The 18,594-nt window shown below is 48.3% G+C and carries 9 protein-coding genes; all 9 read right to left on the reverse strand.

Features of this window, described 5'->3' with window-relative positions:
- Window positions 1-52 precede the first annotated feature (52 nt).
- Genes KK062_RS11050 through KK062_RS11090 form a run of 9 tightly spaced genes read right to left on the reverse strand, consistent with a single transcriptional unit; the run spans window position 53 to window position 18,557 of the window.
- Complete coding sequence (locus KK062_RS11050; protein WP_254084358.1) at window positions 53-505, reverse strand: hypothetical protein; 453 nt, start codon at window positions 503-505, stop codon at window positions 53-55.
- Window positions 492-7,466: an RHS repeat domain-containing protein gene (locus tag KK062_RS11055; RefSeq protein WP_254084359.1), complete on the reverse strand. Its 6,975-nt coding sequence runs from the start codon at window positions 7,464-7,466 to the stop codon at window positions 492-494. The genes KK062_RS11050 and KK062_RS11055 overlap by 14 nt, the downstream gene beginning before the upstream one ends.
- 33 nt (window positions 7,467-7,499) lie before the next feature.
- Complete coding sequence (locus KK062_RS11060) at window positions 7,500-8,663, reverse strand: hypothetical protein (RefSeq protein ID WP_254084360.1); 1,164 nt, start codon at window positions 8,661-8,663, stop codon at window positions 7,500-7,502.
- A gap of 8 nt (window positions 8,664-8,671) precedes the next feature.
- Window positions 8,672-9,352: a LolA3 family protein gene (locus KK062_RS11065; RefSeq protein ID WP_254084361.1), complete on the reverse strand. Its 681-nt coding sequence runs from the start codon at window positions 9,350-9,352 to the stop codon at window positions 8,672-8,674.
- A gap of 6 nt (window positions 9,353-9,358) precedes the next feature.
- Complete coding sequence (locus tag KK062_RS11070) at window positions 9,359-11,866, reverse strand: nidogen-like domain-containing protein (RefSeq protein ID WP_254084362.1); 2,508 nt, start codon at window positions 11,864-11,866, stop codon at window positions 9,359-9,361.
- A 9-nt stretch (window positions 11,867-11,875) separates the two neighbouring features.
- On the reverse strand, window positions 11,876-16,726 hold the full coding sequence (locus tag KK062_RS11075; RefSeq protein ID WP_254084363.1) for a hypothetical protein: 4,851 nt from the start codon (window positions 16,724-16,726) through the stop codon (window positions 11,876-11,878).
- On the reverse strand, window positions 16,723-17,274 hold the full coding sequence (locus KK062_RS11080) for a hypothetical protein (RefSeq protein ID WP_254084364.1): 552 nt from the start codon (window positions 17,272-17,274) through the stop codon (window positions 16,723-16,725). The genes KK062_RS11075 and KK062_RS11080 overlap by 4 nt, the downstream gene beginning before the upstream one ends.
- A gap of 28 nt (window positions 17,275-17,302) precedes the next feature.
- Window positions 17,303-17,779, reverse strand: a complete 477-nt coding sequence (locus tag KK062_RS11085) for an OmpH/Skp family outer membrane protein (RefSeq protein WP_254084365.1) — start codon at window positions 17,777-17,779, stop codon at window positions 17,303-17,305.
- Window positions 17,780-17,813: 34 nt separating this feature from the next.
- Window positions 17,814-18,557, reverse strand: coding sequence for a hypothetical protein (locus KK062_RS11090; RefSeq protein WP_254084366.1), 744 nt, complete (start codon window positions 18,555-18,557; stop codon window positions 17,814-17,816).
- Window positions 18,558-18,594 lie beyond the last annotated feature (37 nt).

Genomic DNA, 18,594 nt, shown 5'->3' on the forward strand with positions numbered 1-18,594 from the left:
ACGTTTCAATACCCGGCAATTGGCTTTACATTCCCGCAACAATTCAATTTCTTTACAAGAAATATTTCCTGTTATTCCTGCCACCCATTCCTACATCCTGCGCAGACTTTATAATACCCATGCGCTTCAGTAAAAAGCTCCAGGGAGTAACCGCTACGACAAAAAGAACAAAAAATCCTATCGCTATCCTGGAAGACTTTCTAATCTCCCATTTAGAAAAAACAGCCCCCGATTTGGAAAGGTATAGGTCAGGGTATTGCTGTTTTGAAATTAAATCGTACTCTTTCCTGGAAATGCTTATCGTTTGCTCCTGATTGTTATAACTAAAAGTCATTTCATAATAATTGCTTCTGCCTCCCTTAATTTTTCTATCAACATATACATACGAAATAGGTTTATTACCGTCAATCGAACCGCTGAAATCTAAATACTGAATGAAATAAGTACCCACAAAACCAAGGTATAAGACACCCAACACCAGCTTAGCAATACTACTTTTGCTCATCCGTCTGTTTTTTATCTGCCGGCTCTTTTTTCGTCGCTTTCTCCGCATTATTGGCAAGAGTCTTTGCCTGAGTTTCATTGGCTATCTTTCCTGCATTATTCAATTTCTTCAGCGCTTTGGAAGTTTTCAATTGAGCTGCCGCTTCCTTTTCGGCCTTTTGGACCAGCCTTTTGATTGGCCTTCTACGCGCGGCCAGGTCCTCAGCCCTTCGGGTAGCAGCGCTTGCATTTCTGCCTGCTTGCTCAGATGCCTCGTTAAACACTTTTGTTTTTATCAAACTTCCCATTCCAACTTCTGTTAAGGCCCCAGCCAGTAGACTTGTTAAATCAAATTCTTCATCCTTGAAATATACCTTCAGAGAACTTTCAAGGGCGGCTATGCCTACCTCCAATAGCTTGGCTACAATCTTTTGATTAATCGGCTTCCGTATCCATGATACAAATTTCGTAATCCCTCCGTCAATTGCGCCGGAAGCTGCCCCGAAACCAGCCGCAACACCTATATCAATAGCGTCACCCCATCCCAGATCACGATTGGCATCCACAAAAGACATACCATCAAACATCATTTTAGAACCAATGATACCCGCATACTCGGTAAATGCGGCTAAAATGGCACCCATAATAGGATTGTCTCCCTTCGGGTCGCTGATAAAAATCGGACTATTCCGGTTTACCGCATAACCACTTTCCCATTCAACAGGCTTCGGATCCAAATTCCATCGCCGTCCTATCCTGCTGTCATACTCCCAAAACTCTGCGGTATAATGCCCACTCCCAAACTCCTCCACCTTCTCCTGGCTGTTAAAGCCATACAGATATCCCTCGGATGTACGGTATGTCCTGCCATCCATGCCTAATCCAAATGCATAGTAGTCAGTCTGCGCTATAACATGCGCCCAGGTACTATCGCTTGCCATCCCGATACCGTCGCTGATCACCGACAGCACGTTACCCACGTGGTTGGTCAACTCATAGCTACGCTCTCCCAACGACAAGGACCCGCTCGCCGTTTTCCCTTTATACGCACCAATCCTGGTCTTGCCGTAAATAAACCGCTCGTGAATCGTAGTATCCCGGTAGATCGCCATCACGTTTCCATCCGTATCACGTATATAATTCATCCGATACGTCGTATCGGGCGTAACAACACGCTTCTCTATCCGATTACCCAACGCGTCATAACGAAAGCTCACCACCACACTATCTATTTTCGACCGGATCTCCCGTAATTTGCCATACACTGTCCAACTGAGCCGCAAGCCCTTGTCCTGATCGGCTGCGAGGTTACCCTTGCCGTCGTACATAAACGTACCTTCATCTTCGCCTAAAACGTGCGCATAAAAGTCTGAGCCATCGGGTGCCCGGAAGTCAGGACTAACAAAAATATTCTCGGAAGCGTTGAGTTGAACCGTACTTCCCGCCGCCACGTACGCCGTGCCGCCGATAGTAATATTTCGATAAAGCTTATGGTTTGTAATAATCGCACCCGATTGGTAGGTGGTATCGCGGACTACCGGCGTAACTTCACGAAGCTTATTGGTGCCTCGGTAGTAGCGGTAGGTAAAATCATCCTGCACCGCGCCCAACGCATTCATCCGCTTTAACGTAAGCAAATTGCCGTTGGCATCGTAGCTGTAATCCTCGTCGTAGGCGGAAGCCCCCGTACCCCGGGCCGCAAAACCAGACGACGCATTGTAATTCACCAAACTCCGGTTCTGCACCAAACGGTGAAGCTGGTCATACTTATACAGCATGGCCTGCATACCTTTCGCTTTGCTTCCCCCAACCGCACCGACTTTAGTCAGGTCGGTCGTCATCCATGCGATGTTACCGTTATACAACCCGGTGTACCCCATCGTTTCCTGAAGACGCTGCCACAGCTTATCCCGGCCATCGGCGTGTGTAACCGATGCGTTGATCGGCGCGTAATCGCCCTGGTAATAACCTACAGCATACGCGAAAACATCCTTGCCCACGGATGACCCCGAAAAGCCGTCCTTGCCTGGGTCACCGGTGTAGGGCATATTCACACCCTTTACCAAACCCTGTAAGGTGTAATAGTAGTCCTGACCTTGAACACGGTATTGACCAAGCTCAGCCCGGGCTAACGGACCGTGATGATAATAACGATAGGCTGCCTCCCGGTTCCAGATAAACCGATCCGTCGACGTATAGACCTCCGCCAGCCGGTTGTCCTCGTCATACACATACTGATGCGCCAATTGATCTGCTTTTCCGTACTGATAGAAGATATAATTGACATTCCCGCTGATCAGATCGTACGCGTAATCGATTCGTTTGTCGGACAAACCGGGAAGAGACTGCAGCATTGCCTTTACGCTGCCATGAATATCATAGGTATAATACGTTCTGACCGTATCTTGCCTGCCCTTTTCGATCATTTCAACATACGATACCCGTGTGCGCAAATTCTCCTGTAAAAAGGCGGCCTGTATTTTGTCCAGCTTAAAATCATAATGTGTGCGGATAATATCCGTTAGCGTATACAACGACTGCGCCGGAAAATCCGGTGATTCCAGCGCTGTCAATAGCGTACTCAATCCCGCTGTCGTCTCTACCTCACCTACTTCTGTCGTACGCCCTTGCTCGTCGTATTTGATATACGAATATTTATTCTCCTTCTGCTGCTGCGCATTCCTCGACAATCTTATTTGACCCTTCGCATCAAACCAGAATCGAGACTCTTTTGAGTCCGGCGAAAACTGCCAGATCACTTTATTTAGAGAACTGAATTGATACTTCATCGCCAGCGTATGCGCCGGTTCCGTACGATTACCCGCCAGGAACGCATCTACCTGCTGCGGCGTGAGCGGATGAACACCCTCCGGGGGCACCGTCTGAACAACATTACCCGCCTGATCGTAATAATACAATGTGTAATGGTACTCCTTCGAACGATAGCTGTACGTAAACTTCTCACTCGCCGACGCCAAACAACGGCTATAATAATTGTTCATGAAACGTGTAATCTCAGCATCATACAACTGCTGAATCGCTAACTCGATCAATATCGCATTCTCCGCAGCCGCGTTCTCCAGGCACTTCGTAACCTCTTTATTCCAATCGACCGTATACTTAAACTTAACCGCCGTTGCGTTCGTCGTGTCGTAGTTTATACATACCGATTCACCTTCAAAGTCTATGACGTTGTCGCGCGGCGAGATCTTCCGCAAAACCATATCCCGGATGTTAATACCCTGATAGGTATTTGCCGTACACGACATCACCGACAAGTAGAAATACGTACTGGCTTCCGTCGGAACAAAAACAATACAGGTATCCCGGTAAACACCCGTATTGGTTAAATTACTCCCATGCCACACCTTATCCACCGAGACACTCTGACCGTCCACCAAAACACCATCCGGAAACTTCGCCCGGGGTAGGATACAATCCGCCGCTACTGCCGCGGCCGACATCCGACTGACGCTCCCCGTACTATCTTGCACGGCCGCCATGCGCGATGCCGTAACGTCTGAACCCGACGCATTGATAAACGACTTGCTCCGAGACAACTGAACATAAAAATTATCCACACGACCCGACGTATACGTCGTACCGTCCTGCTCCACTTTATACTTAAAGCACAACGCATACTTCGTCCCAACCTCCAGCGGCGTAGCGAAGCTACCACGCGCAGCCTCCGACGTTACGTTGCCAGGATAGGCCCAGATAAACATTCTCCCGGTATTGCCACCAACATCGGTGTTGGGTGTACCCGTCGCTACACCCCAGCCATTGTAACAGCCCGCGCTGATATCTGCAACACAGTTCGCCGAGCTGGCCGCCAACTGAGGGTTCACGATCTGGTTGTTACCCGAATCATCACCGGCACATTGGATCGGATCTTCCTGCGCCACGCTGCCAAGGGAACAACTGTAACGGCTCAATATGCCCTGGATCGCGATCAAATCAGCATGCACCCCGACGTCCGCTATCAATATTAGCCGGAACATGTTACGCGGTGTCGTATTAAAGTACGATTCCAGGTGCTGTGCCAATGACGTACTGTCTGCTGCACTAAATTTAACATTACAATTAAACGACAGGTTGCTCAACACCATCTCAACCTCGGCCTGACTGACAGGCCCGGTAGCACCATTATCGTCACCCCACTGGGCTATATCCTCCGGTGTCTGCGGCAGATCGTCATTCATTTTCAGCGCCTCCCGTGCGGCAGCACAGTTCTGGTACGCGCCGATCTCCAGCTTCGTCTTCCGTTTCGACTCCAGGTAAAAACTCTTATAAAGCGTCCAACGTTGCGCGCTCAACTCCTTTTGATACGCCTCGGCCGACATCCGGCTACGACGATCCATCAGATCCAGGTACAAGATGTGACGCCCGCTTGTACTCGCATTACCTCGGGAATCTATATAGTACGCCGTATTGTTCGGATCGGTAACTTGCGCGATCGTGCCCCGATAGACACGTGTGCCGTCCTGAACCCCATCGCCGTTAGCATCATACGCGATTGTTCCGACATAAATATCATTCAGCTTATTTTGCATGGACCCCTTAAATCCGGAGCCACTCAGCGCGCTGTTGTTAAAAAAGGGATCCAGATTAATAACATTCTGATACCCCTTCCCGACCGCGGCATCCCAGGTCGTAACACGGGCCAGCTGCTTCTCAAATACATCGCTCTCTTTATTCTTTACACACAATTCATACTGGCAGTACAACGCGTGCTTGGTAATGCTATCCTGCGGTACTTCGTACGGTTCTTCACTCAAGTCAGCGTAGCGATCGCGATAATGCTGGATGATCTGCTGGTAAATATTCTCACAGTCCATCGCCGTCACCTCTTCGATCGCCTCGTTCACCGCGCTGTCACCCGCTGGGCAGCTTGTACAAATAGCACAAGACGCCGAATCGATCTTGTAGCTGTCGTGAATAAGCTGCATCTTATCAAACAACGCCGCGTCCTGCGACACGATATTGATCATCTCATCATAGCTCAATTCCCGGGGAATGAGCTTCTTAATAACCGTATAATCACCGATATCGCCCAGGCCCAGCGTAAACGAAATCGGCACGGCCAACGGATTGGCACAATCGGCAGCTGAAAGGTTGTGTCGTTCATAGCTAAGTCCCGTGGCAGAAGCATTGCCTGCCACAGACGCCAGGTTTACCAGCGCCCCCTCCGGATCAGTAAGGGTAAACACAAAATCAAAGGTGCAGGTCTGACACCCCAAAGGCCCCATATCGGTACCCAGGGCCGATAGATCATACCGGAACGTGTAGTTTGTATTGGGAACAGCATTTAAGATCTTATGGCTGGTATAGCTAATGCGGTCAACGCGACGGTTCTTGCTGCTGATATCCACCGTAATGGGATCTGTGCCCAGGGCGTTATAACTGGCTAGGTTCTCCACGTTCGAAGGACTATCGCCCGCCAGTGCCGAGGCAACTACATGATCCGCCTCATCCAGGTAAGAAACATTCACCTGACCACCAGGCTCAACGGTTAAATTCTTTTTATAATGACTCGCTTCGCCGGCATTGCTACCGAACAGACGTATCAATTCCGAAGGAGCCGCATCGCCATAATGGTGGCGGGTAGCCCGGGCACCATCAATCTCGAACTCCTTGCCAGCTTTTGACTCCCGGCTCAATCCGCCGGTATTGTCCCGGGTATATTCGGTCTGACCGTAGGGATACCCCTCGCTCTGAGGGATGTAATCCTTATGAATGCTTGCGATGTCGTTAGCCGAGGAATAATACTTCCCGGCTCCGGCCTGATTCGACAACGCGCTGTTCGTCGCCTTGTAGTTATCATAGTGAAACTTCTGCCGGACAGAAGACGTACGCGCGCTCACGACCGGATCGACAGCAGCAAAGAGATGAAAGCCGGATTTGTATTGAAGTGATGTAGTCGCCGATGGAACCAGCAATATATTTACAGATTGCCTTCCTTCAAAGTCATATAGCGATTCCGAAACCAAGGTGACGGACTCCGTGCTTAGGCCTGTCTGCGCCTGACGTTCCCGCAAGGTGCCATCCAGATAATTCATGATCTTTTTATACTTCCCGCCTTCTGCAAAAACGGTTTGACCATGCCAGTTCTTCCCTGCTGCGTGGTTATTGATTGAAAGAGGGGACCCGCTGCCATAAAACCAATGCCCCGGTATGCGATGATCCGGAAACTGCGGATTGTACCCTACCGCACGCACCCGGTACCACACGCGCCCTTTCGGATAATATGTCTGATGTGTATAGTACTGACCCGCCGTTGTAATACGAACCGACCGTTTAAAGGCAAAAGCCTGCGCCGCCGAGCCTGTGAAATTATCATGATCATCGATAAACACCCACTCGACATCGTACGCCATGGCGCCTGCCCCGGCATACGTCCAGCTTACTGTGGTGTTACCGCTTGCATAAGCATAATTCAACGCCAGCGATGCGGCAGGATTGAAAACATCTTCCAATTGTTTGTACAATAGCACCTTCAGATAAATATTATCCTGCGGCACTGCCCCCTGTAAGGTTTTACGTTTAACAAGGAAACGATAATCCTCATCGCACGAGATCAACGCATCATAAAAATGCGTCGCGATAAATGTCTGCGTAGGCATATCCACCTGAAGCGTCATCTTACGCAACGTATCTTCATCATGGAGTAAAACGACTTCCACTGCGGAAGTCCAAAGCTCAGCCGTGTTCCGATCGCCCAGATCATAATACAATTGAAAGCCGGCATAATATTGCCCGGTCAGGCAGGGCGGCGCATTAAATATCTCCTCCGTCGCACCCTGCGCCAGACCGCTCAGCACGAATTGACGTTCTGTTAACGGAAGCGGAACATTCCCCGCGCGTTTTATTTTAACAGCCTCGGGTATGGTATCTGCCGATAACGGTACAACTGGTGCCCAACGCGCAAACGCGGGCACACACGCTAATATTACCCAAAGAAAAAACCCTGTCTTTGCTATCATGTTTTTAGATTCTTAATGCTCCTATCCCAAGTATTATTTCCGGGACAGTTGATCTTTCAACGCATTAATCTCCTTCTGTTGCTGAATAATATACAGCGTAAGTTCCTCGACCTTCTTCAGCAGCACAGCATCCATGTCGCCCACGGTATAGCCCATTTCGGAAATCTCTGCAGCAGACGGAACATCGGGCAAATGCTTATGCTGTTCAATAAAGCTCGCAACGGTATCCAGATTCGGCAACGCATATTGCTTTTCAAAAACATAATCCGGCCACGTAGTGCTTGTCTTCTCCACGCGCAGATCTTTTACACCGACTAACCCGTTTACGGCTAATGCATAATTGTTAGGATTATTGGTTAGCGGGGTACCTATTCCAACGGGACCCGTTACATATAAAGATGATGCATTCACCTTTCCGTTTACGGCAAGCGCATAGTTGTTGGGATTTGTACCCAGGTTTGTACCGATGCCAACGGGGCCATTATAAAATACCGATGAGCCGGCCGTAGTCCATTGCGAGCTGACATAAAGTTGATCATTAACATACAACCCGGTAGCGTTTACCGTACCATTCACCGCAAGCGCGTAGGTATTCCCAGTGGAAATCGAGGTGCCGATACCGACACGACCTTTAATGACCAGATCATTCTTGGCAGGGTTAGCATAGTTAAAATCGTCTGCAACCAGTACGCCGCCGGCCTTTAAACCGGAAGGTGTTGCCAGACCCGTTGTATTGATTACCCGGAGGAAACGACCAAGCTCCGTGGTGCCGGTTCCCGTGGCGATGGCAGGCGTCGTACCGTTGTCCAATACTACGTTGCCGCCTGAAACGTGAAGCCTATCGGCCGGCGTGGTCGTGCCAATGCCTATATTTCCACCGTTGCTGATAAAAAATCGCGTAACGGGTGTAAACGTAACCCCGGTGGTCGTAGCACTATTGCTGGCATAAAAGTAAATACCCCCATTGTAGTGAAAACGAATGCCCCGGGCACCGTATGTGCTATGGGTGGTTTCCCACTGCAACACATCGTTTCCACTGTTGTAACGCGCGTTCTGTAATATAAACCCGTCGTTACTCGTATTTTTATTCTGAATATTCAATGGGTAGCTGGTACCCACGACCAGATCGTTTTGTGCCTGTGCCCAGCTTGATACGAACAACAAAGCAATGCTGAAGATTTTCGTTATAGTATGCATGATCCTGACTAGTTAGCGGCTAAAACTGTATAATTTTTAAATGCCGGGGATGCCCCCATTTTTCCTTGACGTCGTATGACGTATTGATTTTCACTAAAGGTTGATTCTTCAAAGACAGGCCTCACATCAAACCTGCTGAATGTAATGGTTACATGTTGTTTGCTGCGATATTGATAATGCAGGGCCGACAACAGATGTGTCTGTGCATCAATAAACAAATCGATATCGCGAATTTCACCCTTCTTTTGCTTTACCCGGTAGTGATCATGCCCCGCTTCCGTCTTTCCGAGATACTCGGGATTTTCATACATACGCAACACACTATCGATCACGTTCAGTTTTGCCAGATCTTTAAAGGTCTCCCGTTCCGCTTTTACACTGCGTTTATTGCACACAATTTCCTTGCTGCCACGATCCACCATAATAATGTACTTTTCATTCATCAGCATCTCGTTATTACCAAACCGGTATAAATACTGCAGACCACTACGGCGAATATTGACCTGTTCGCTGAAATACGGCTTCATTGCACCGACCTCATCAAACACCTTTACCTGCATAACAATATGAAAATTATCAGTTTGCTCGTATTCCTGCCGAAGCCGGGACAATGCCGCTTGAAGGTCCTGTGCACCTACTATCGGAACGGTTAGTAAGGTGACGAAAACGATAGCCAAAAACTTTTTCATCTCAGGTTAGTTATGATTTTCAACTTGAAAGCTCACATTCTCCGACAGCGTTTTTATACCGTCCGTTGTCTCCTTTTGTGTGAGATAAAGGTTCCCCTCCTGATCATAAAAGAACAACGATGCAAAATTCTCCTCGTCCAGTATAGCGCGAAGGCGATAGTCCACCATATCATAAACATAACTTCGCATGTTCCCCTTGTCGGGATGCAGCCTCAGGTCGTCGTACCACGCCGTGCCTGTACTTCCTGGCTTGAACTTCAGCTCGATATACGTATTTTGATCAGGACAGGTAAATACACCCTTCACCTGTTGCCAGCCTTCAATGATTGTTCCGGATGGAACCAGGGGCGTGGTAGACAACAACACATCCTGCTTGTCTCGGGCGATTACCTCTATGCCCAGGTCATTGGCAAGCTTGGGCGTTGTAACATGTGGATTGTTTACCGATACCCAGGCGCTTACCACATACCTCTTACCCGAGTCTAAGCGTAATAAATCCTGTTTGAACACTTTCGCGGCAGTTATCTTCAAACTGCTTTTTCCGGTGTGTGCATAGGTATTATCGATATCGGGACTTACAATAGGTACAATTTCATTGTTAACTTTTATCTCGCCGATCCAGATACCACTAAACAACGCCTCTCGCAGTACCAGTAATGACCAATCAGGATTTGAAGGATGGGGCCGTACACAGATTATTTCGTTTCCGGTAATCGTTTTGGTACGTCGGAAGCCAAAGAGAAAGAATGAACGTCCCGTAACATCAACGTGCGTAACATTCGCAAAATCTTGTACGCTTGCCTTCACCACCGCCACATTTTTATAACTCAATAACGTGGGATAAATGTAGGATTGTGGCAAAGGTTGATTTCCAAAAATCCAGTTGCCCGAAGATTTACCGTCCAGAAATTCAAAACCTGTAAAAGCCATCTCCAAGTGACGCATATTAACACCGTTGGCAGAGGGTAAGTGGCCACCGTAATCGTACAACGCGGCGGAATACACGCCCAACACATCCCTGTTCTCCAGTTCATAACTAAAAGGACTATAGCTGGTAACGCTACTGGCTTTAATCCAATGCGGTATGGCCTCTATTTCGGCGTTCGCCCAGCTAAAGTGATCAAGCGAAAAAGTTCCGTCGGTAGCCAGATCGGGCTGTTCCGTTCTTTTCCGCGGAACGTCGTACACATGCGTACCTTCACTGCGCCATACTCCCTCCGTTCCGTTGGCAAAGCCATGCCGCTCGCTCAACCCGGGAAGGGTCTGTGGCAACGGCCAGGCATCTAAAAAGGTATTTACCGATGCCGCCAGCACATCGTCTTTAATGTGCGTATTTACCCGGATAACCGTATCAATAAGCGCGTCTTCTGCCGCGTCGATATTAATCTGCTTCTCGATGGTTATCGGGGCTCCATCACAATTTCCGCAACTGTACTCCATGTAGAACGTAACCTTGTAGGTACCCGGCGCGCTATAACTGTGAATCATGTTCATATCGAAGCCTGCATCACCATCGCCAAAATCCCACATAAAGAAACCGATTGCACAATTCTGCGGATTATGGATCTGCGGTATAAAGTCTATCGCGCAAACCAATTTGTTATAATTAAAATCAACGGCAAGAGTTTCAATCGTCGAAACATCGTAGTAGAAGCATTTATAATCAAGATAATCCACGCCCGATGCGCTGGCATGATCTACGAATTCAGTTCCACGCTTTCCAAATCTTCCTAATTGAAAGAAGAAGCAAGAATCGGCACCCTGTCCGTTCTCCATCCCCACTGTAGCCGGTATACCACCAAACCCATCACCAGGTCCCTGAGAGGCATCACCGGTTGTCCACTGCATATCGTCATAAAAAAAGGCCACATTATTTCCGATACCAATAGAGGTATCGTTACCATCGGTTAACACCAATTTGAATGTGTTGGTCTTGTCAACCTTTTGCAGATAATATCCGACCCGGTGCCAGATTACCGTGAGCCTGTTCGATTCAACTTTATAATAGACCTGGCCACTACCAATCCCGCGCGTATCTACATCGGCCCAGAAAGGTGCAATCATATCCAAATGAAACGGAAAGCCCGTAGAACTGTACGTACCATTCGGTGTATCGAACGTTACATTTCCGTTGATATTGACGTAAAGCGTAGTATGGTTTGAACCATAAAAGTTAAAGCTAAAAGGTAATGTTACGGCGATTGAAGAACCATCGTCACCCTGCGCCAGCACATCGAATGTCGGATCGTTCGAGGGATCCTCTACCGTACATGGCGCAGCGGCAACCAATGCCGCCGTGGGCGCCTGCCGTTGATTGTCGGTTACGTTACTTTTTTCGCGGGCATCGCGCAACATGGGATAATTCTTAGCACGAGGTGCCTGCGTCCCGACGGGAAGCTTCCCCTCCTCCTTCAGTCTGTCATAGTCCGGATCGCCAGGTTTTATGCTTTGCTGCGCGGATGCTCCGACAATAACGACAAGCAACAAGAACAATGTAATTTCCAGCCGTTTCATGTTACGCTATCATTTAGTTCCCTTGGGAATGGTTATTGTTTTTTCATGTACCACAGGTGTTCCTGCCAGTGTTGGATCTTTAAGGGCTGAAATACTTCCCGCCGACACCGTGAGCTGGTTTCTGTAGCCAGACCGGACAATCATCGCTTTATATTCAGACAAATTAAGATTCGTATCGGCGTAGAAAACGTTACGACCATCTTCCTCGCCCACATAAATTACCCTGGCCACCGGATTCGTCAGACTCTGCGCACCTTCATAGAGCATTATCTCGTCTCCGGGGAACAACACGTTGCCCGGCATATCGGTATTGAATTGGAACAGGTTGGTTTTATACGGCGTCTGCCGGATACCATGGATCTGAAACGCTGTTCCAACGTTTTGGTACGCTGCACCCATGCCCTGATACTGCGTGTAAGCAGGTATGGTGTAATTATATACCGGGGCATCAAAGTTGTTATTCACCACGGTCAACACCACCGTGCCGGTAAGTTTATCCCATTTGGCATTGCTGGTTTTAACCAACGAGCCACCATCGTACGATTCGACACTCTCCAATATACCCGTCCGGAAAATAACTTTGTTTGTCACCGCCGTTTTAAGTAGCGTTTCACTTCTGCTAACGCTGGGCCATACGGTCGTGACCGGCACAGGAATAATCACAAAAAGCAATGGAATATAAACGATATCCAGGTTAACACGTGCACCACCCTCCCAGGTCACATCCTGGTATTCACGCATATCCATAAAGAATTCGTTCTCCTGGCCAACCGCAAACTTGGGCACCGTTGGATTTTGTATCTCCGCAGACGTCGCCAGGCTCAATGTTCCGTCACTATTATCCTTCATAACCCCCGTCAGAGCCTGCACCTTCGTCTGCTGATACATGCGCGACTCGTTCGAATAATTATACTTAATCCACGATATAGGATCTGGTTCAGTCTTACCTGCTTTGTCCTGCCGGAAAGTGCTTACTTGCTTTTGTTTGCCATGCATATCGTTGGTAACAATGCTATAGCCCTGGCTGGCAGTAAGTTTTGAAATGCTCACATTTCCTAAAAACGGAATGGGCACACTAAGCTTATAAGATTTATTAGCCTTCTCCGTTTCGTCTGCAAGCACCGGGAAATCCTTTGCCGTATAAAACTCGTGCACCATCGTACCCGACGTTCCAAAGCTGATACCGGCACCTTCCGGGAACAGTTTCTTCCCATCCGACAAGATGGTGTTTTTGACATCTTTCCCGGCAAGGCTGGCCGAAGCAAGACTCATAACGGTTACCTTACTATAGCCCACCGAGGGCCCCGGATAGTAACTTTCATTGATGGGATATTCAAAGAATAAATTATTGTCCGAACGTAAGGGTACAGCTTGCACGTATTTTTTTGCATACCGAAGCGGATTTTCTTCCCCTCCTACCAGAGGCTCATAAGCTGATACACCGCTGCTGATCGTTTGGCCATTCTCCTGGGTTGTGTACTCATACACCTGTCCATAAATACCTTCTTCATCTTCCGCCCAATTATCCTTCATCGTGATCTGACGTACCCGCAAACCACCACCATATTTAATCTTATCAGGTGAGTAGAGTCGTATCCACGATTTGTTACCAACCAATTCTTTACCCCATCCCTTGTTGTTACAGAAATTGTAAAAACCCTCAAACATTTGCCGAACCTGGGTGAATACACTGCCCAAGCTCTTAATTTGATCGACACGGGCGCCGGCACTCTCTGTTTGCTTAAGCTTACGACCGGAGTTAGCCAAATCCGGTTGATTGGTACGGACATGTTGCCAGGCGCGCATAGAAAGAGGGTGATGTCCTTCTTCAGCCTTTACATAGAAATATCCATAAACATAATCTCCTGAGCCATCTTTTTCTAACCCCATCGCTTTCGCCATGTCTATATCGGCATATCCCGATACATACTCATGAAAATTCTCGCCAACGCTCCTTAGGTTAACCTTTATTTTAAAATGAAGCTGTCTTCGCTGATCTACGTATTTTAGTATTTCATCACGTTGCTGCCCTGCATTCAGCGTGCCGGCGACGCCTCTCTCCAATTTGAACCTCACTTTCAGATCATTGTCACGCAACGAAAAAGAACTTGATGGCGATACCTGCGCCGGCGATGTGTAAGGATCAACCAGCGCCATCATCTGCATGGCTGGTAGATGCTGGACATAACCATAGTCGTCCGACTCGTAGTCCACCATAATCTTTCCACCGGATGGCAGATCGATTTCCCGCAGGCTCCAGGCCGCAACATTCCGATCGCGCTGTTCCTTGTTCAACGGATCCTGGTCTACATATGGGAAATCAACATTGTGCAGAAAATCGCCAGCAGGATAATTTTTGTAATTGCCCCAGCGATCGTACGCGTGCTGATCATACGAGGGATTAAAACTATGATAGGTAAACACGTATGGGTTGAGGCTGCCCCGCTGGCTGTTGCCATGCTCGAACCAAACCCGCTTAAGTGTTAACTTACCCCCGCCCGTATTACTGTTGAATACGCCGGGGCATAACGAGTAGTCATAATCAAATTTAACGACCTTAATAGGATGAGCGGTTCCGGCCGACCTGCTGAATAAACGGATTTCTTTTAATGCATAAACAGCCTTGCCGGTAAGATCGTTATCCTGCAGCTTCATCGCTACTCCCCTGCCGTCTTCACGTTCCTGCAAGGTAAAGGTCGTGATGTGAGACTTGGTTTCGGCTTGCGCGAGATACCAGATCTCCTTCTCGCCGTAAACGTAAGATCCTTTGTCATCGCGCGGATCTGTTTTCCATCCTTCCTGAAAATGTGCCTTCGAAAAAGGATCCCGCCATTTGTAGGCATCGCCCTTGGCGGCTTTGCGCGTGTAGGTAAATTTAACCCAATATCCAAGGTCGTCCTCGCTCACGCCGTCTCCCGTCACGTCCACATAGTCAGGACCAATAATCGACGTCAGCAGATAAGAATGGGCGTATCGCGGCAACTCCGTTTTCTTCAAAAACTTCTCGCTGTCAGAATGCTCGAAATATGGATCAGCTTGCCCGTTATTTCCAACATGTACCTTGTTAGAGGTTTGGCCCGTTTGTTTTCGTGCACTGAAGGTAGCTTCCTCCTGTAAAAAATTGTATGCGGGTATACCATAGTTATACCGAAGACCCTCGGGGGTTAACGCTGTAAATGCCGCGATGTGATGCCCTGGTAAGCCTTTTCGATTATACACCTGTTCTGTTCCGGCGGCATCGCGGTATTTGACCTTTAAATAAGAAAGCACTTCCTCTGTACCCTTCAGAAGCTGAGCATTTGTTATCGTTTGGATAACCTGACTCCGCGACTTCCGTGCACGGTTCGTAGTTGCCGTATTCGGCGCCTCGCCATTCCACGCGCTATTCTCCAGCGTTCTGGACGCTTTGGGGCTGAAGTTGTCTCCGGTAAGGCGAACCCGCACCGCCGATGTACCCCCGATAGCATCGGTTGATGATGCCGGATCGCTCGCGTGCTCACCATGTACCTTAAAGTACCAGGGTTCATAGCGATCGTTTAAACTCTTGTCCTGGAAGGCTGCGTGAGACGCTATATCATTGCCTCCCCCCCATCCGCCTGACGTAGACTTGGAATGATTCACACTGAGGTTAACACCTACGTGCGAGGCAGCAGGCCCCACATCGACGCCAATGGATCCTCCTACCGATACCGAAGAAGTTTCCGGATCGCGTAAAATTCCATAGTCGTTGCGCATAGGTCTGTACATAGCCGATATACCCTGCCCCGCGACAGAATAAATGTCGTAGGTAAGAGACGGGATAGCCAGGTTCGGCGACTCCTTCATCACCATCCCATCCTTCTCGCGGTTGTAGTCAAGCAAAGCTTTGTTGTCACGCAAGCCGTCCTGGTAGTGCATGTAACCATAAGCATCCGTGCGTATTCTTTTCTTATTGTTATGCAGCCATTGTTCGCTGTAAAATCCACGGATATATCCATTGGCGAAGAGTCCCCACCACGAACCGCCGGGCTTGAATTGCGCCGATATACTAAAATTGCGCATGGGCATCGTTACCTGAGGCGTATATCCCGGGTGCGCTAAACTAATGGCCGCAGAAGATGACGCCGTGCCGCCAAACGCAAGTCTCTTTAACCCTTCGTTTTTGACCTGGTACGAATGCGAAAACGAGACGTTGTGCAGGCCGCTCTTTGAATTGTAGCCTGCTCCCAGTCCGAACTCACCCATTTTACCACCAACACTCAGGTTCGGGTTAACATTAACGCCCTCTTTTGAATTCAGGCTTATATCCAGTCCTATACCGCCCGTCATACCCGACGACGCAGTCCCCTTAAATCCCAGCGAAGCGTCGATGCTGTATCCCAGCCCCTTTGTATTATTCTGCGTTACACTGAGGCCAATGCTCCCGATTTCAGCCGCCGCCCCGAATACTTCCAGGTTCACGCCCACACCCAACCCTACGGTAACGCTAGGCTCAACGGCCATTTTGGTGTAAATAGAATCCCCCTTAAATTCATCCGGAAGGCCACGCATTTGCCGCGTAATAGCACCCGGACTCAAATTAAAACCAAGTCCCACCCAACTGGCTTCCGCATCCATACTCACGCCCGACTGATAGGAAAGGTTAAAGGGATATCCACCATTGGGCCCCGGCAACTCGAACAACGGAATATTGTACGAAAAATCGCCGGAAAAAAGATCCACCATATCTGTCGTCCCGGCAGGTTGGAAAGACTGGACTTCCGGTTGTGTAGGCCCCGAGGTCAGTGCATAGGCGGTAGGTACTGCCAATAATTCAAACAGCAACAGCCATGCTAGGAAAAGTGCGATAGGCCGATGCGCCTTTTTTAATATTCGTATCATATCGACAGCGAGGGTATATTCTTCTTGGAAACTTTGATTTTTATCGGCAGCGACCCCAGGTGCTCTGACGTAATCACCAGCTTTGCCTCCTCCGAATTGCTAAACGGATTTTCAAACCCTAACACGAACGTGCGGCCGCCGCTCCGCAGGTCAGCCGGGCGTTCGAAATGGAACAAAATACAGGGTAATACCTTGCCGTTATCTTCTACGGTGATATCGTTTTGAAACAGGTAAGAGAAATAATAAAGCCTGCGTTGTTTTTCAGCATCATCCCGAACGTCCAGGTTCATAAAGTCAACTTGATTGTCCTTCGCGTTGATGGTCAACGTATAGTACTGTAACGCACTGATTTCCTTAAGCTCCTTACCCTCGCCGATGGGCTGCCTGCCGCCGGTGCGTTGTAACCATACGTAGTCAGCCGGAGTATACTGAAGATCGAACACCACATTATCGGCTTCCCGCTTTACATGCAGCCCATGATCATAATCTGTTACCCACCGTACAAATGCTTTCCGATCCAGTGTTCCTGAACAAGAGAGCCCTATCATCGCACAGCTCGCTAAAAAAAAACAACGGTTAATCACCTTCATATTTCTGATTGATATAATCTATAATGTCATCGGTTACATCATAAGCATCGCCTGCAAACATCAAATTGCCGTCGCCGGTCGCACCAAAAATAAAATCATAGCCATTTTCCTTGCCGAACTCGGACACATGTTGATTAATTTTCCTCCAGATATCGGCAGTATATTTATCAGACATCTCCTGCTCAGCCAATGCATACTGCTGGCGTTTGTCCTCGTAAGCACCGACAAGATCTGTATTTGGACTGGTCGCCAGCATTTGCTGCATCGAATCCAACGTATGTGTATACGAACGTCGCAGCGTACTCAATTTTGCCTCCAAAGCTTTTGTTCCCTCATAGGACACAAAGACACGTTGATTCAGTATAAAGGCCTTTTTATCCGTTCTGAATTGCCAGAATAAGTACCCTGCAAGCGCAGTGACCACAACCAGGTTTAAAACGAGTAGCAATGTGTTAAGCTTCATGTACAATATCTTCATGTATAATTCGCAATGCGATTTAATTACCGATCCCGGGCAGCTCCGGCGTTTGTTTGAGAGGTTCCACAAAAAGCGTATGGATCTGCTTTTTACCATCTTCGCACATCAGGTTCACCATCTGCCTTTCTTCATTACCGCAAGCGTCGCGTACCTGGACCATGACATAGTAGTCTGGATTTTTGTCTACTCGTACTACCATCGTATTACCGGCGCGTTCAATCATTTCTTCACGCGGTTGATAAAGGAAGCCGGTTCGATGTTTGTTCATGATATACCAATTCACTTTGTACGGCGGTTTACCACCAGAGATCGCACCATAAAATTCCACTACGTTACCGGTTAACGCGCTGCATTCCAGGTGAAGCGGATTGACGAAAATGTTTACCGTAGGCTTTTCCTTCTTCGGAGGACCAACCTTGCGTATGTACAAGGTGTATCGGTGTTGTGCTTCGTCCTGCAATTCGAACGTATAGATTTCGTCCTCCTTCCAGGCACCATAGAATGAAGACAGTCCGACACTATAGTAATTGAGACCATACATTTTGGATAGATGATACGTACCTACCGCTTCATGTTTCCAATCGTAAACATTCAACACAATCTCTGCCTGTTGACCGTAACGATCGTGGTATTGAAGATGCACTTGTTGATCCTGAATTTCGTGTACCACCGTAGGCAATGCCGCATTGACATTGAAATAAAACCGCGTCACTTCTTCCTTCTGTTGCGCGCTAGACGGTGATACGACCAGAAAAAAAAGCATCGTATAAATACACAACAATCTTAAAATTGGAAATCGC

Source organism: Dawidia cretensis (assembly GCF_018598175.1).
Lineage (GTDB): Bacteria > Bacteroidota > Bacteroidia > Cytophagales > Cyclobacteriaceae > Ohtaekwangia > Ohtaekwangia cretensis.

Coding starts and splice junctions, on each gene's coding strand:
- KK062_RS11080 (WP_254084364.1), bottom strand. CDS start 17,274: ATGATAGGGCTCTCTTGTTCAGGAACACTGGATCGGAAAGCATTTGTA.
- KK062_RS11085 (WP_254084365.1), bottom strand. CDS start 17,779: ATGAAGCTTAACACATTGCTACTCGTTTTAAACCTGGTTGTGGTCACT.
- KK062_RS11065 (WP_254084361.1), bottom strand. CDS start 9,352: ATGAAAAAGTTTTTGGCTATCGTTTTCGTCACCTTACTAACCGTTCCG.
- KK062_RS11055 (WP_254084359.1), bottom strand. CDS start 7,466: ATGATAGCAAAGACAGGGTTTTTTCTTTGGGTAATATTAGCGTGTGTG.
- KK062_RS11070 (WP_254084362.1), bottom strand. CDS start 11,866: ATGAAACGGCTGGAAATTACATTGTTCTTGTTGCTTGTCGTTATTGTC.
- KK062_RS11060 (WP_254084360.1), bottom strand. CDS start 8,663: ATGCATACTATAACGAAAATCTTCAGCATTGCTTTGTTGTTCGTATCA.
- KK062_RS11050 (WP_254084358.1), bottom strand. CDS start 505: ATGAGCAAAAGTAGTATTGCTAAGCTGGTGTTGGGTGTCTTATACCTT.
- KK062_RS11075 (WP_254084363.1), bottom strand. CDS start 16,726: ATGATACGAATATTAAAAAAGGCGCATCGGCCTATCGCACTTTTCCTA.
- KK062_RS11090 (WP_254084366.1), bottom strand. CDS start 18,557: ATGCTTTTTTTTCTGGTCGTATCACCGTCTAGCGCGCAACAGAAGGAA.